Annotated in this window: 13 protein-coding genes and 1 pseudogene; 6 read left to right on the top strand and 8 right to left on the bottom strand. The window is 40.0% G+C overall.

Features of this window, described 5'->3' with window-relative positions:
* Window positions 1–2: 2 nt before the first annotated feature.
* The 4 genes from L1068_RS15680 to L1068_RS15665 form a co-directional block, all read right to left on the bottom strand.
* Complete coding sequence (locus tag L1068_RS15680; protein WP_010559750.1) at window positions 3–773, bottom strand: DUF3450 domain-containing protein; 771 nt, start codon at window positions 771–773, stop codon at window positions 3–5.
* 489 nt (window positions 774–1,262) lie between these two features.
* The gene (locus L1068_RS15675; RefSeq protein WP_237131002.1) at window positions 1,263–2,228 is read right to left on the bottom strand and encodes a hypothetical protein; all 966 of its coding nucleotides are present in this window, start codon (window positions 2,226–2,228) and stop codon (window positions 1,263–1,265) included.
* Window positions 2,229–2,326: 98 nt separating this feature from the next.
* The gene (locus L1068_RS15670) at window positions 2,327–4,984 is read right to left on the bottom strand and encodes a TonB-dependent receptor (protein WP_237131001.1); all 2,658 of its coding nucleotides are present in this window, start codon (window positions 4,982–4,984) and stop codon (window positions 2,327–2,329) included.
* Window positions 4,985–5,300: 316 nt separating this feature from the next.
* Complete coding sequence (locus L1068_RS15665; RefSeq protein ID WP_237131000.1) at window positions 5,301–7,643, bottom strand: DNA polymerase II; 2,343 nt, start codon at window positions 7,641–7,643, stop codon at window positions 5,301–5,303.
* 120 nt (window positions 7,644–7,763) lie between these two features.
* On the opposite strand from L1068_RS15665, the gene dinG reads away from it, so the two are divergent.
* The 6 genes from dinG to L1068_RS15635 all read left to right on the top strand — a co-directional run bounded on the left by dinG (window position 7,764) and on the right by L1068_RS15635 (window position 12,588).
* On the top strand, window positions 7,764–9,836 hold the full coding sequence (gene dinG / locus L1068_RS15660) for an ATP-dependent DNA helicase DinG (protein WP_237130999.1): 2,073 nt from the start codon (window positions 7,764–7,766) through the stop codon (window positions 9,834–9,836).
* On the top strand, window positions 9,836–10,612 hold the full coding sequence (locus L1068_RS15655) for a TSUP family transporter (RefSeq protein ID WP_237130998.1): 777 nt from the start codon (window positions 9,836–9,838) through the stop codon (window positions 10,610–10,612). Before dinG ends, L1068_RS15655 begins: the two co-directional genes overlap by 1 nt.
* A complete protein-coding gene (locus L1068_RS15650; RefSeq protein ID WP_237130997.1) occupies window positions 10,605–11,201 on the top strand; it encodes a primosomal replication protein in 597 nt (198 codons plus the stop codon). The genes L1068_RS15655 and L1068_RS15650 overlap by 8 nt, the downstream gene beginning before the upstream one ends.
* Window positions 11,201–12,097 (top strand): histone deacetylase, encoded by an 897-nt coding sequence (locus L1068_RS15645; RefSeq protein WP_237130996.1) that lies wholly within the window; start codon window positions 11,201–11,203, stop codon window positions 12,095–12,097. Before L1068_RS15650 ends, L1068_RS15645 begins: the two co-directional genes overlap by 1 nt.
* A gap of 61 nt (window positions 12,098–12,158) precedes the next feature.
* Complete coding sequence (locus L1068_RS15640; protein ID WP_237130995.1) at window positions 12,159–12,431, top strand: late competence development ComFB family protein; 273 nt, start codon at window positions 12,159–12,161, stop codon at window positions 12,429–12,431.
* Window positions 12,424–12,588 carry a YbaM family protein gene (locus tag L1068_RS15635; RefSeq protein ID WP_100913703.1) on the top strand — a complete coding sequence of 55 codons (165 nt, stop codon included), beginning with the start codon at window positions 12,424–12,426 and terminating at the stop codon, window positions 12,586–12,588. Before L1068_RS15640 ends, L1068_RS15635 begins: the two co-directional genes overlap by 8 nt.
* A 16-nt stretch (window positions 12,589–12,604) precedes the next feature.
* Here the strand turns inward: L1068_RS15635 and L1068_RS15630 are convergent, their stop codons facing one another.
* The 4 genes and pseudogenes from L1068_RS15630 to L1068_RS15615 form a co-directional block, all read right to left on the bottom strand.
* Entirely contained in the window at window positions 12,605–13,357 is a 753-nt protein-coding gene (locus L1068_RS15630; RefSeq protein WP_237130994.1) for a hypothetical protein, read from the bottom strand.
* 343 nt (window positions 13,358–13,700) lie between these two features.
* Window positions 13,701–15,023: pseudogene (locus L1068_RS15625) on the bottom strand (ATP-binding protein).
* Between the two features lie 9 nt (window positions 15,024–15,032).
* Window positions 15,033–15,278 carry a hypothetical protein gene (locus L1068_RS15620; RefSeq protein WP_237130993.1) on the bottom strand — a complete coding sequence of 82 codons (246 nt, stop codon included), beginning with the start codon at window positions 15,276–15,278 and terminating at the stop codon, window positions 15,033–15,035.
* Window positions 15,268–15,684 carry an endonuclease gene (locus tag L1068_RS15615; protein ID WP_237130992.1) on the bottom strand — a complete coding sequence of 139 codons (417 nt, stop codon included), beginning with the start codon at window positions 15,682–15,684 and terminating at the stop codon, window positions 15,268–15,270. Before L1068_RS15615 ends, L1068_RS15620 begins: the two co-directional genes overlap by 11 nt.
* Between the last annotated feature and the right edge of the window lie 324 nt (window positions 15,685–16,008).

Genomic DNA, 16,008 nt, shown 5'->3' with positions numbered 1-16,008 from the left:
GATTACTCCGCGCCAAAGATTGGAAGGCTAACAATATCGTAAGCTTTCTGCTTACGCGCCATACGAATAAGATCAGTAATAGGGCTGATGTATTCGTCACCTAGCTTGTCCCACTGCTTTGTAGAATTGTTCCAAACCCAAGCATTCTTAAGGTCTAGAGACTGAGCTACATAAGCGATACGACCAACACGACCGAAGTCTACAGTGATATCACGACCATCTAGGTTGATAGCACCTTGAGTAGCAGTTACAACAGTGCTGTAATCTTTCTCTGTAAGGTAAGCTTCAAGAACCTGACGGTACTTTTCAGAAGTCGTTACTGATGAGTTAGTCATTAACTCACGTAACTTTTCAACACGGTCTAAACGCTTTTCAGTGTCAAAAGGAACGTCCGCTTTGATGAATTGCTCAAGCGTATCGATCATGCGATACATCAAAGGCACAACGTTACGTTTAGTTGTATCGATTTCTTTGATTTGTTTATTTAATGATTCGATACCAGCATTTTGGTCTGCAACCAAACGTGCTAGGTGATCATTATAAACTTTTAGGATCTCAGTTTGGTTAATCGTAGTGTCATACTCCGCTTTCAGTTCAACTGTTTGCTCGAATACGTTATCGATTTTGTTCTGAGACTTTTGTGCAGCCTTAATAGTCTGACCTTCAACATTGTGAATGTCTTTCAAAGGATCTGCCATCACATTGCTGCTTGTAAGTGCAACCGCGCCAACCAACGCTGAAGCTACAAGACTTTTTCTGATTTTAACAGACATAGTTCCCAACCAATTAAGTAATGTTACTTTTTTAGAATTTAAACTGATTAAAACTCAATCATGAATGGTGCACATAAAAAATGCACCAACTCACCAATAATGCTAAATGCATAGAAGAGTGTCAACAGCCAAACTTAGTAAAATACTGCTCTAAGATAAACAAATGCTTTAATGCAACAATTTAATAAACAAACTGTTTACATTTAAGCTTTTGTTAATCGCGCTATACCGTCCAAGAAAGAGAGTTTATAGCCATATCAGATTGGCTTTAGTAAAAAATTATTAACAATTAACGCAATTAATTTTTTTTCAAAAAAAAAACGCCTAGGTAGAATGTTATTGAAAGGTTTCTAGGCTGAATTGATAAAGATATTCTGTTTTTAAATGACTAAATATGCGTTTGAGTACGCATAAGTATATAAAGAAGCATAAAACTCATGCTTCTTTATATAAGCTTACTTCTATAGACTCGACAAAACGATTATGATTTCATTCAATATGACTGTGTTCGAAGACCACAAACCAAGCTAGTATTTCGCCAGATTCATTCAGAACTTCACTTTGTTCGGTAGCGGTCAATCCATTTAACTTCGCGTATTTAATAAGTGAAGATAATTTATCTGGTGCTAAGGCCGCTTCTACCAATTCAGACAAACGATTCTGTAACGTTTCGATCTGTGTCTTAAGATATTCGATAAATTGCTTTTTTACTCGACGCTCTGAAATTACGCCAATTTTCATAAACTGAGATACATATTCAGGTAAGTTCGTATCCTTTATAGCCATTTCATCATGTTCAAATAATTCTTTTAATAAGTAATTTAATTGATGTCGGTGATGCTCAGCATCTCTATTTACTTTTAATAGCCTAAGTGATTCTTTACTCGTTATATCAAAAGAGAATTTAATTAGCTTAATAAAATGATCCATACAGGCTCTAAACGCCTCTGACCTCACTAACGTAAGCGTTCTTTCATTTCGCTGAATTATTGCAGAATTAGAATGATGCATCATTAAGCCGATCTTACCATTAGCACTTAGACGCTTTTTAGATGCAATTATCGACTCACTAATATCAGAATACTCGATACCGAATTGAGAAATAATTAACTCGTAATTGTCATCCAATTTGTCTACATCTTCAGCTTTAAATAACTCTCTAAATAAAATATTGTTTTTAAACTTGTGCGCTTTATCAATCGCATGGTTATTAATTTTAGCAAAATCAATCGCAGTTATACTGCCTCTTATCTTATTAACGAATGCAAAATCATCAACTAAAATCGCTAACCCGCCATTTCCTGTTGCAATATCAAGGCATTTAAATTCGTCTTTTAGAGTTGAAAATAAGGGGAGCCATTGATCTTTTAACACTCCCGTATAAGTTTTTTTATAACTTTCACCAAATGACGTTAAATGACCTTGTTTCCAATACTCGCTCCAATGTGAAGTCATCAAAAAAACTCCTTTATTATTGTTATATATTAGCTAAATCGATCCAATACAAATAAAAAAAGCCTGCAATTGCAGGCTTTAATACATCTTAAATCTAATTAGAATTTGTAGCGGAAACCTACAAAGTATAAACGACCAACGATGCTATATAAGTTTGAATCGTAACCTAAGTCACTATCTAAAACAGGATCTTCATCTGTTACATTATTAACACCAGCAGTAATGTCTAAATTCCAAGGTGTTGCATATGTATAGTTTAAGTCAACAATGTTGTAATCGTCTAACTCGCCAACTGCAGTGAAGATGGTGCCAGTTTCGTCCGTTTCAGTTTCTTCAGCCTGAGATGCGATATGGTTAAGATTCACATTAAGAGTGTGATCTTCGAATAACCATGTAGCACCTAGTGAGATACGACGCTCAGGAAGACCGTTACGACCGATCTTGTTAACCTTAGGCATACCGATGATATCTGGCTCTTCATAAGATAGAACTTCTGACCAAGCGAAGTTTGTCTTAATTTCACCTGCACCACCTAAATCGAATAGTGCATTTGCTTTGAAGTCAAAACCATCTGTCGAGAAACCAGGAATATTCGCCATAGGTGCTGTAACTAGAAGTGAACGACCTGCAGGGTTACCACCACGGTCTACAGATGCACCTTCGTAACCTGGCGCATTATCACTTGGATCCTCTGGATCACCTAGTAAACCAATGTTTTCTAGATCAAATACGTCTTGTGTAGATAGAGAAGAAACCTGGTTAGTGATGTCAATATTGTAGTAATCGAATGAAACGTCAACATTGTCCGTTACATTATATACAATACCAAAGTTAACACTTTCTGACTCTTCAGGCTTAAGGTTTTCGGCACCAATGAAGTAAGTCGTGTGCTGTTGCGTGCGACAATCTGAACGGTTAGTTCCTGCTGCTGAACAAAGTACTACGTCTTTAGCACGGCTTGCAGACTCTGAAGGTGCTTTATATAAGTCTTCAAGTGTCGGAGCACGGAAACCTTGACCCCATGATGCACGTACAACAAGAGATTCAAACGGTTGATAACGAAGTGATGCTTTAGGTACAAACGACGAACCTACATCGCTAAAGTCATCATAACGACCTGCGAAGTTAAATTCTAAGCTGTCAAGAACTGGTACTACTAATTCAGCAAATACCGCGTACTCTTCACGATCACCAGATGCAGAGCCACCTGCTGTACCAATGATGTTCTTAGCTTCGTTTTGTGCTTCAGCTTGGTCAAAATATGTTGTTTCTTTGTAGTTTGCACCAACATAAAGAGCAACTGAACCTGCACCAAAATCAGCTAGCTCATTGAACGTCATACCACCGCTAAGTTCGCGAAGTGTACTACCAGAGCGACGGTTACTGTTTGCAGCTAGGTCAGCAAGTTGTGAGGTGTATTTTGACTGGTCTGGGTCACGAGGATCCCAACCATCACGAATTGCTTGCTCAACGCTTGGACGGTGAACGTAACCTTGGCCCCACTCGTTCATGTCATAACGGTTATAGTGAGCATCAACATGCCAGTCAAATAGATCTGTAAGACCTTCCAAAGAAGCAGCCCAATCTTGCATGTTACTTACTTGCCAAGTATCACGTGATGAGCCAACATTATTGAAACGGTAGTAACCACGGTCACCTTCATTAACTGCTGTTAAACCATTTTCAGCTGGCATGTCCATAGGGAATGTAAACCAACCTGCTGCAGGAGCGTAACGACCAAAGCTTTCGTTACGAGCATGTAGAGAACGGAAGTTAAAAGTAGTGTTATCACTTACTTCATAGTCATAATCTACGAATACTGAATCACGTTTCGTTGACGCAGCATCTGCTGATACAGCTGTATAATCGAAATGACAACCATCATCATCTGGGTAATCTGGCGCATCATTGTGATAACTGAATAGGTCACCGTATTGTGAACAGTCTTGACCACTAATCATTGGATTAAATTCAAACGTAGTCATATCTAGGATATTACGACCGTACCAGCTTAAACCAGTAGTACCACCGTAAGTGCCTGAGCCATCGTCCGTAGAAGACGTAAACCAACGGTCGCGTGCGAAAATGATATCGCGTTCGTCATGTTCATAGCTGAAAACAATGCTTGATTTGTCATTTGAAAGACCAGTGATGATTGAGAATGAAGACTCATCACCGCCACCGTCACGGCTAGGGCTACCAGCTCGAGCTTGAACTTGAACGCCTTCAAAATCGTCGCGAAGGATGATGTTTACAACACCTGCAATTGCATCTGAACCATATACAGCAGATGCACCGTCACTCATAACTTCGATTCTTTCAACCGCAGCGAAAGGAATTGTGTTTAAGTCAGCTGCACCACCACCCATTACAGGTGAGCCTGGCATTTTCTTACCGTTGATAAGTACTAATGTACGACTTGAACCTAAACCGCGTAAGTTTACAGTAGCTTGGCTTTGTGCAGTATTACCAGATGAAGGTTGGATTGAACCAAAAGAGTTAAACGTAGATCTGTTTAACACGTCAGAAACACTTAATTGACCTGAATTGTCTAAAGACGCTCTGTCAATTACAACTACAGGGTTAGCACCCTCCATATCAGTACGCTTGATACGAGAACCTGTTACTTCGATACGTTCAACAGCTTCAGCTGCTTGTTCTTCAGCGGCATTAGCGTTTGCTGCGAACACAGCAGTACTAGCACCACCGAAAGCGATCGCTAAACGAACCGCCTTCGCTAGTTTATTATTTAACATTTAGATTTCTCCCTGGACCACATTTGTGGATTTACTTTTATTCACAATCTAACAAATTGTTGATTGATTTTTTTGAGTCGAAACTCATTTATCCGAGAGCAATAATAATCATAAGGGCAAACACCGGTCAACATGTGTTTATAAAGTTTTAACATTTACGCCTTATATGTTTCAGTTAGATCACATTTATACACACTTAGAAACACACTAATTTCAGGCGCAACAAAAACACAAGACACTGATTTTAAAAGAAATAAAATAAAAACAAACCGTAAAGCTTAATTGTAATCAAAAAATTACATTTTTTTTGAACTTTTTAGAAAAGGCTTTGCTGCTCATTAACCAATTGAGCAAAATTTAACATTAGCGCCTTTTCAAGCGCCTCTACAATTGGCTTAAGTTGCTTATCTAAGTAATGTTGATAATCGATTCGATTCACTTCTGACACATCACCATCAGCTAAGTAAACGGGGCCATCAAGTGTTACAAGATAATTCACCCAGTCGCCTCGTTTGATGAAAAAATCGGGGTGTTTTAACTGGTAATCTATTACTGCTCTAACATGAGGTGGGATATTACGACGATACATTTCAAGCTCTTGTCCCAAGCGTTTGCGATACACAAGTTTGTCATCAAAAGCACCTGATTTAAGGGCACTAACCTGTTGTGTGATGTAATCATCGACAGCTTGATTGTTAAATAGTCGTTGGTACAACTCAGTCTGAAACTCTTTGGCTAGGCGAGTCCAATCGCCACGTGCCGCTTCAAGACCTTTAAATATTAACTCTCCATCTTGGTTAATACCCGCGTAGCGCTTTTTGGACCCAGTTGCTTCACCGCGCAGTGTCGGCATAAAAAATGGGTGATAATGAGTTTCAAATTCAATCTCTAGTGCGCTGTCTAACCCTTTTTTACTCAATTCAGCCTGCCAGTAGTCATTTATTTTGTTAACTAATTGCTTACCTATGTCGTTACACTTTGCTTTAGAGGCTTCTCCGTCTATCGAGACAAAGGTTGAATCTGTATCACCATAGATCACGTGATAACCGGCTTGTTCTATTAACTGCTTAGTTTTTTTCATAATCTCATGACCACGCATGGTAATCGAACTTGACAAGCGCGGGTCATAAAACCGACATCCGGTCGAACCTAATACGCCATAAAAACTATTCATAATAATTTTTATCGCATAAGACATAGTTTCATCTTTGGCTTTTTTTGCCGCTTCTCTTGCTTGCCATAGCTCACTGATAAGCGAAGGTATAAAATGTTCGGTGCGCGAAAACTGAGCGCCGTTAAATCCCTCAATCGCATCATCTTCCATTAACCCTTCAACTAACCCCATAGGGTCAATTTTAAAAGTGCGAATGATTGATGGATAAAGACTTTTATAATCAAGTACCAAGACATTCTGATAAAGCCCAGGAAGTGAGTCCATTACATAACCGCCTGGGCTTTCAAATTGTACTGGGGAATCACCTAAATTAGGCGCGATATACCCAGCGCGATGTAAATGCGGCAAATATAAATTAGTAAACGCCGCGACGGAACCGCCTAAGCGGTTTAAATCAAGCCCTGTTAGTTTGGACCTTGCAATTGCAAAATCGATTAGCGATTTATTCTGAAAAATATCCCACACCAGCTTACAGTCTTGCAGATTGTATTTGGCTAACGCTAGTTTCTCATGCTTAAACTGGCGTTCGATTTCTGCAAGCGTATCGCCACCTTGGATCAGCTTTTCTTCACCGAGTAATTCGTAGCTTACTTGCCCTAAACGAAAGCTAGAAAAATGGTAGCTTGCATTTTTCAGCATATCGATGCCATCAAGTACCATACGGCCGGGTAAATTAAGTTTATTGATTTTTGATTGCGTCACTCGAAGCTGACTTGCAAATCGCCCAAGCGACAACGTTATACCAAGTGCTTCTGCTCGCTTAGCTAACATCGAAAAGTCAAAATCAATAACATTCCAGCCGATAAATACATCTGGGTCTAATTCTTGTGTGATAGCAACAAAGCGCTTGAGTAAAGCGGTTTCATCAGCAACCCATTCCAACCATTCGTGACTTTTACCTTGCCCTATCATTACCACTTTTTGGTAATTCGCATTATAAAAGCCTATCGAATAGAGCACCCCTAACCCACTGCACTCTATATCGAGTGAGACACAAATCAATTCATGCGCGGCTAAACTCGCTTGTTCACTTTTAGCCAGTTTTGCTTGATACAAACAATGCACACCCTGGCTAAACTTATATTGCCCTTTTGCCCATGCTTGCCCTTGAATAAAACGCTCCATTAAATAGCGATCGGCGTGGCGAACATCCTGCTCATACAGGATTACACCTACTTCATTCGCTGTTTCTTTTGCGGCGAAAAAGGCTTTTAGGCTAGTAAAATAAAAGCCACTAACGTTACTTTGATCAAAATGTTTAAGCGACAGAGACTTTTGCTCAAAAGCAACCCCCTCTCGATTAAGGGCATCGGCATACCATTTGGCATCTTCTGATAAACAAAATACCACCGCCTGCTCACCTGTCACTTCCACGCGTACAGGGCCTTCTTTAGACTTTAACCAAAACACTAAGGTCAGCTTACCGTCGCGGTCAAACTGTTGTTTGGTTAAAATTAACCCAGAAAAAGTACGCTCAATTACCATTACAACTATTATTAAACTTGATTATCACGACAGTCTAACAAAAGAAAAAATGACTGTATTGCATTGTTATTAATTACAAGCGCCTTTAAAATCGCGAAAACGCCTTTTCTCGGACCTAACATGCTGGCTGACTCCCTAAAAAAAACCATTCGTACTATTCATACTAATATTGCAGCCAAATTACCTGATTACCGTTCACGTCCGAGTCAAAATTACTTAGTGGCAGAAATCGCTAAAACCTTAGCGGGAAATTACCACCGCACAGAGCGCATTGCAGTAATAGAAGCAGGAACAGGTACAGGCAAATCGTTAGCATATTGTATCGGTGCTATTCCCTACGCAAAGCAGCACAAAAAGAGCCTGATCATTTCAACCGCCACAGTTGCGTTACAAGAGCAATTAATCAATAAAGAGCTGCCATTTTTTGCAAAGAACTCAGGTATTGAAATTAGCTTTGAGCTCGCAAAGGGACGTCAGCGTTATGTTTGCGCTGAGCGTTTATACAACGCACTGGTTGATGATCCATCGCAGCTTAATTTTTTAGCGACCACCGATGCGCCTCTAAATGAAAAAGAGCAAGAGAGTTTAAAACAACTGCAAGCCGCCTATAAAAAAGGCACATGGCAAGGTGATAGAGATACTTGGCCTAAAGTCATCTCCGACAATGTATGGCGTTTAATTCAAAGTGACAAACACTCGTGCCAGCGTCAATTAGCTAGCCATGCGCACTGCCCTTTTCATAGCGCTCGCGACCGTTTAGCTAAAGCTGATGTGATTATTGTAAACCATTCTTTATTACTGGCAGATCTAGAACTCGGTGGTGGGGTTATTTTACCTGAACCGTCAGACAGTATTTACGTTATCGATGAAGCACATCATTTGCCGCAAGTAGCACGCGACTTTTCATCGGCATCAAGTACTTTAGTCGCTACCTTAGAGTGGTTAGATAAGCTAGCTAAATTTAACCAAAAAATGGCTAATGCGATTAGCTCAACACGGGCAACAGGTCTCAACTTTAAACTTGCAGATGCCATTAACGAAAGTGCAAAAGACTTAAAAAATGTGAAAACATTTTTTGCCGATAATTACTTTGAATTTAACGAAGATAATGTACACCGTTTTGAGCAAGGGCAGCTACCAAAAGGTATCAGCAATTGGGTAAAAGATTTAAAGCAATCGTCAAACAACATGCTTAAATTTCTTACCAAAATGCATGATGCGCTTACCTTAGATTTGTCTGATGGCGACGTGAGTAAAAAAGTCGCCGAGCCACTGCTATCTGAAAGTGGCCATTACTTAACGCGCCTAGATGGCTTTGCTAAATTGTGGGGGAACTTGTCCATCGAACAATCTAATCCGCCCCATGCTCGCTGGCTTAAGCAACTTGAATACAAAAATCACGTTGATTATCTGTTGGCTGACTGCCCTATTCAAGTCGGCTATTATTTACACGATAAGTTGTGGCAAGAATGTGCAGGTGCAGTGCTGTGCTCCGCTACTTTATCGGCACTTGGTTCATTTGACCATTTTGCCTTTGAAGCGGGCTTAAAGCCTATCGAAGGGGTTAAGTACATCAAAGCGCAATCGCCTTTTGATTATAAAGAAAATGCTGTGCTGACTATTCCAAAAATCAGCAAAGAGCCAAATCATAAAGAATTCAGCGATGAGTTAATTAAAACTCTGCCCAATTACATTAAAAAAGATCAGGCAAACTTAGTGTTATTTGCCTCTTATTGGCAAATGAACCAAGTGGCAGAGGGTATCAGAAAAAAAGGTTTCAGTTTATTACTGCAAGGAGAGGCCTCTCGCGATGCGTTACTTACGCTTCATCGCGACAAAGTTAAAAATGGAAAAGGGTCAATTTTGTTTGGCACACAAAGTTTTTCAGAAGGGTTAGACCTACCAGGCGATTTACTGACAAACTTAATCATCACCAAAATCCCATTTGCAGTGCCCACCTCGCCGATAGAGCAAGCACAAAGTGAATATATCGAAACGAAAGGTGGTAATCCATTTTTGTCTATCACCGTACCCGAAGCGGCAAAGAAATTAGTACAAAGCTGTGGTAGACTGCTTCGTAAAGAATCTGATAGTGGTAAAATAACAATTTTAGACAGACGCTTAGTTACCAAGCGTTACGGTAAAGCCATGTTGGATTCGCTGCCCCCGTTCAAACGAAAAATCGAGTATTAATGATAGAACTAGCTTTAGAGCCAACAACTTGGCTTGTGCTCTGCTCCGCAGCATTGGCCGCTGGGTTTATAGACGCTGTTGCCGGTGGTGGCGGTATGCTAACCGTGCCTGCCCTTTTAACCGCTGGCCTGCCACCGCATTTAGCACTTGGCACCAACAAATTAGCCGCTAGTTTTGGTTCACTAACTGCGAGTTTTACGTATTATAAGAAAAAGCTTTTTAACCCGCGTTTTTGGTTGGTGTCAGCCTGTGCAACTGCCCTAGGTGCCATCCTTGGCACATTAATTGTTGATTTTCTTACCCAAGAGTTTCTTAACGTGTTGCTTCCTGTGGTGATTATTGTGGTTGCAATATATAGCTTATTTAATAAAAGCCAATTCGCAGAAAATATGCAGCTACCTCCCGAAAACTCACAACTAAAAGTAAAGCAAAGCTGGCAAGGGCTTATTCTGGGCTTTTATGATGGTGTTGCAGGGCCCGGTGCGGGCACATTTTGGACCGCTTCAAACAGCTTTCTGTATAAAATGGGTATATTGCTTAATTGCGGTTTAGCACGCTCGATGAACTTCATCAGTAATGTGGTATCGCTGGCCACCTTTGTGGCACTTGGCCATGTGCATTTTATGCTAGGTTTAACTATGGGCGCGTTTATCATGCTAGGCGCCTGGATAGGCGCACATTCAGCGATTAAATTCGGCAGTAAGTTAATTAAACCTGTGTTCAATACCGTTGTCATTGTGTTAGCGATTAAATTAATTTTAGATGTCTATGCTTAAAACAAGTGCACAAGTCGAAACACTTAAAAATCAAGTAGAACGCTTAAAAGTTAGCTGCCAACAGTTTGACCAGCAAAATTTATTTAAAAGTGAGCGCTTTGTTAAAAACCAGCATGGCTTATTTGAACATCACTTGTTTCGTACCAAAAGTGTAAAGCTTAGCGATTACCTAACCGAAGTATTTGATAACATCGACGCACTGCCCTCAAGCGAGCGAAGACATGCTCAGCGTTTTGCCCTTGAGTCAATTTCACAGCAAATTGACGCTATTATCACTGCATTAAAAGCCACCAGCGTTTGGCAAAAAGAACAACAATTTAAGCCAGTTACTCGCTATAAAAAAGTAGTTAAAAAAATCATTCAATCATCGCAAGAGTTGTATCGTGAACTATCTCAGAATCATGAGTTTGAGCGTCGCTTACAAGAAATGATTGAACTTAGACAAAACGAAAAAATAAACTGCAGTGCTGAGCGTGCCAGAGAGTTAAATAACGAAATCCTTGTACTGCATGGCAGATTGGGCCGTTGCCGCAAGGCCATTACAGCCGTCGAGGAAAAAATTCAACTAGCAGAGAAATCAAACCGATAATGACGATACCGATTTTCTATCACCCTAGTTACTCATCTTTATCACTGCCCGACAACCATCGCTTTCCGATTGAAAAATACCAATTGCTCTACCAGTTTATTAAGCATGAATTGGCTGAGCGATTTCGCTTTATCACGCCCGAAAAAGCAAGTGTAGATGATATTAGCAAAGTACACTGCCCTATTTTTGTACAGCAGTTTGTAACAGGCACCCTTGAGCCAAAAGCGATACGTAAAATGGGATTTCCGTGGTCGCCACACCTTGTTGAACGCACGCTTTATTCAATTGGCGCATCAATTCAAGGAGCAAAGCTTGCGCTTGAAACACAAATCGCAAGTCAAATAAGCGGCGGGTATCACCATAGCTTCCCCAGTTTTGGCAGTGGCTTTTGCATTTTTAATGATTTGGTAATTGCCGCGCGCCATTTACTTGATAACAACCTGGTAAGCAAAGTTGTTATTCTCGACCTTGATGTACACCAAGGTGATGGTTCAGCGGTATGCGCACAAGCGATGGACGATATCGTCACAATTTCATTGCACTGTGAGCAAAACTTCCCAGCCAAAAAGCAACATTCAGATTACGATTTTACGCTCAATAAACACGCTAATGACCAAGAATACCAAACGATGTTACAGCAATGCTTACTTACATTGCTTGTAGAGCAACCTGATATCGTGCTCTACAATGCCGGAGCCGATATTTATAGCGGCGACGAGCTAGGCTATTTCAACGTCAGTTTAGCGGGCGTAAAACAGCGCGAACAAAGCGTGATCTCATTTTGTACATCCAATGATCTTCCTATTTTTACGGCGTCAGGTGGCGGTTACCAGCGAAATGTTGACAACCTAGTAAATGTTCATAAACAACTTTATTTAAGCATGACAAATGGATAGACGATTCCTAAGATATAAGCAATACTAAGAACAGTTACATTAAGTAATCTTAAGGAATAGCATGAAATTACATGACGATATTCATAATTATTACGAAAAATTATTAATCGACGAAATTGAAAAGCAAAAAATTGAAGCTAAGTATGACAACGACACATTGGCTGATTTTTGTTGTACTGCATTAAATCAATTGCCATCACGATACATTCGCTTTGAAGTGGATATGGCGTTTTATTCATCGCAAAGTGAACGCTTAGAAATGGAACAGCGCGTAAGAGACGCGATTGAGTTTGCAACCGCTGCCGTTGCAAAACGCGGTAAAAGTGATGACTGAAAGCAATACCCTAGCCAACGCGCCTAAACACGTTCAATTAGCGGTGGATTTAATAATGCTGCTAGAACAACATGAGCTTGATGCTAAAACCGTACTGCAAGCGCTTGAAATTGTACAAAAAGACTTTAAGCAAAAATGCCAAGAGCAAGCGACTTAACCCGTATTTTGGTTAACTAGTGCGCGGCTGAAAACTCAGCAGTTAAAAAGCGTGTGACGTCTTGATGAAAATCACTATGATAGTATTTAAGATGAGCACGCAATAACGCCCCATCTTGATTTAACGTATCAATTTGCTTATTCACTTTTTTAATAAATTGCCTTGTTGCCGGGTTGTTTACACACATTAAACGCCCTAAAAGATAAGGTTCAATGCCCGCAACCGTATAACTTACCGTTGATTCTTGCCATTGCCTCGCACTCATTTCGAGTGGATAAAAAAGCGAGTATTCACCGCGTCTTTCGCTAAACATATCCAGTATGCCTTGCACATGAGAAGCACCGCGTCGCACAATCTTGTTTTGCTCAGGTAACTTGGCAATTTGCTGATCTAATTTATCGCCGTATGAAATCTGGTCTGACACAATTAAGCGTCGTTGTGGATACTGCACAAACAATTCAGCCAAACTAATCGGCTCGTTAATACCTCGCGATGATAAATCTGAGAACTGATAGAGCCGTCTGCCCAAAAACAAATTAATGGGTTTACTAAAGATAAATTGCTTAGCTCGCTGATGCGTTTTGATTTTATTCGTAATACAAATCGATCGGCCTTTTTCCATAAACTTTAACGAACGCTTAAGTGGCACAAACTCAAAATGTAATTTATGAGTTTGCTGTGTTAAGGCTAAGATATTTGTTTCAGACGATAAGCTGCGCATGTCACCGTTTTGAAAACTTGCTAAATCATGTGCATTATCAGTGTGCAATATTATTTTTGCTGTGGCTGGCAAACACCAACAAATAAAAACAAAAATGCTAAATTTAGTGAACGGGAATTTCAAAGGTAACCTGCTGGGGAAGTAATATTTAACGTGCTTATTGCTGTTTATCTAAACCAGTCATAAAAATTTAACAAAATTTTAGAAAAGAGGCCATTGATTAGAGACACGCTGCATAATTTGGGGACAAACAACAGGTTTTAGTTATTGTAACCTAGGTCAGTTTATATTTTGTTTAGATTATGCGTTTGATACAAATAACAGCCTAAGTTATAAATCACCTTGATAACAGGAAATTAAAGGTGATTTAACACTTTCAGTGACTACCTATTTATTTTACATGGGGTAAAAATACGTTTACCACTAACCCCGTTTTGCCACCTGAACGATTATGCAAACTAAGCTGACTATGATGAGCTTCGGCAATTTCACGACACAGCGCCAAACCTAAACCACTGCCGCTGGCTTTCGTTGAGTAAAATGGGATCAATGCACTTGCCATAACTGCTTCGCTCATGCCGGGGCCCGCATCGGTCACGCTGATAACGGTGCCGCTTTGTTTATTTTCAATACTAACCGCAATTTATTGCGGTTTCGAACCGGATTCATGAGCGTTTTTTAGTAAGTTAATCAACAATTGTTCAAGTTGAATATGATCAGCAAAACATCGGTGCTTTGGCTCGTGCCCGTCAAGTTTAAAGGCATATTGCTGCTGCACATTATTCAGCACACTTTGCCAATCAAGCAACTCCAATTTAGGCAGCGTTAGCTTGGCAAACTTACCATACCCTTGGACAAACTCATTGAGGTGACTGATCCGCTCCTGCAATGTTGAGAACACACGCTCCAATCGCGGTTCATCCACATTTTGCGATAACAACTTGCCACTGTGTAACATCGATGACATTGGCCCTAACGAGTTACTTAATTCATGGCTAATAATACGTATCACTTTCTTCCATACCGCTACTTCTTGACGACTCAATTCGCGCGTAAGCTGTTTAAAAATATACAAACGGTGTTGGTGATTATTTAATAGAAATTGCCCTGTAGACAGATGCCATGTTTCACTTTCATCTTTTTCGTGCTGTAAATGGAACAAGTCATCTCTGCCCGCTTCCATTGCTTGTTTTATTTGCTCATTAGCGGCGTTGTAGAGCTCTTCACGCTGCAAGCCTTCAAGTTTTTGCTCACTATTAAATAATCGATTAGCACTGTGGTTACTAAACACCACATAATCATTACTATCAATCAGCACCAAAGCTTGGGGGGAAGATTGCAGTACTTTATCCAACATTAATTCCCGCTGATAAATCCACTGCTTTTCTTGGCGTAAATGCTCTGCCGTGTGATTGTAAATGTGGCAAAGGCGGCCTAATTCATCTGGCGCATCGTATGCAAGTAGGCTAGAAAATTCACCATTTTTGAAATTTAACAACCCAGTTTCAAGGGCTTGAAACCCAGAGCTGACCGATTGCGTGAGTAAACCGCTAATAAACCATGTCGCACACAAAGTAATTAATATAACCAGGGCACTTTGTTTCAGCGAGACATCCAGTACCAGTAATAACGGGATCAGTACCAGAATAAGGCTTATTACAACCGCCAACTGCAATTTAGTTTGGATACGATAGTGAGCAAAAAACGTTTTCATAATGTGTTATCAATACTCAATATCAAATTTTTGCAAACGACGATAAAGTAATGGCGCTAAATTTTTTTGTGTCCAACCTCCAATTAAACGCTGTTTAAGCCACTTAACATATTTAAGTCGAGCAAATGTAGCTTCCTGCACTTCCTTAGGTAGTGACTCTAGATCACGAGGTTGAGGATTAGACTCTCCCGCATTAGCAGTTTTAGCTAACTTTTGCGGTGCTTCCTCAAAGCTAAACTCGTCTTCAAACTCCATTAGCCCAAATCACCGACTCTAAAGTAAGTTCTGTGTTTAAGTCTGAATTAACACTACCTAGAGACAATAAACGATATACAGAGGCAAGTATCTCACCAATGGAAGCATTTAGGGTCCTCACCAAATCTTGAATAGTGAGTTTTCGCCATTGGTTGAGTAGCTGAATGATAGAAAGCTGAAGCTCGGTTAACGACTGAAATCCCGAATAACGATGAAGCAATTTTAAGTTGTCTAAAGTAGGATAAACACGAATTTGCTTGTCAGTGACTAATATCAGTTCAATGCCTATTTGTTCTTTGGCAACCAACTGTTTTTGCGCAAAACGTGCTCTAAATTCAGAGTTCGCAATTCTACTGTAAGGCTTCACTTCAATATATTTTTGCGGTTTCTCATGATGCGCTAGCAAAAAATCCGGCGTGTAACGGCAAATTCTGCCGTCAAACTCATATTCAAAGCCTCACGGTTGTGCTTCAAAGCTTTTTATTTCGCGAGAGTATTCAAAGTGAAAGCATGTGTCGAATTCTAAAGATGGCTCAACTAAGCAAGTAGCTTTATTCTTTTGACTTGCAAACTTGTAGAGGTTTTTGACTCTGGAGTGCTTTAGTTTACGCCTGATCATATCCATCACCAAATATGTGGGACAATTTAAAAGTAGGCTATGCAGAGTTATATTTCAATTTTTATGCGGGGTTTTACTACAATTTTGCAGACTTACACTTCAAACATCAGC

The organism is Pseudoalteromonas sp. MMG024 (assembly GCF_021654175.1).
GTDB lineage: Bacteria > Pseudomonadota > Gammaproteobacteria > Enterobacterales > Alteromonadaceae > Pseudoalteromonas.
Note: the sequence above shows the minus strand (reverse complement) of the source record. Positions and strands in the feature narration are given on the sequence as shown.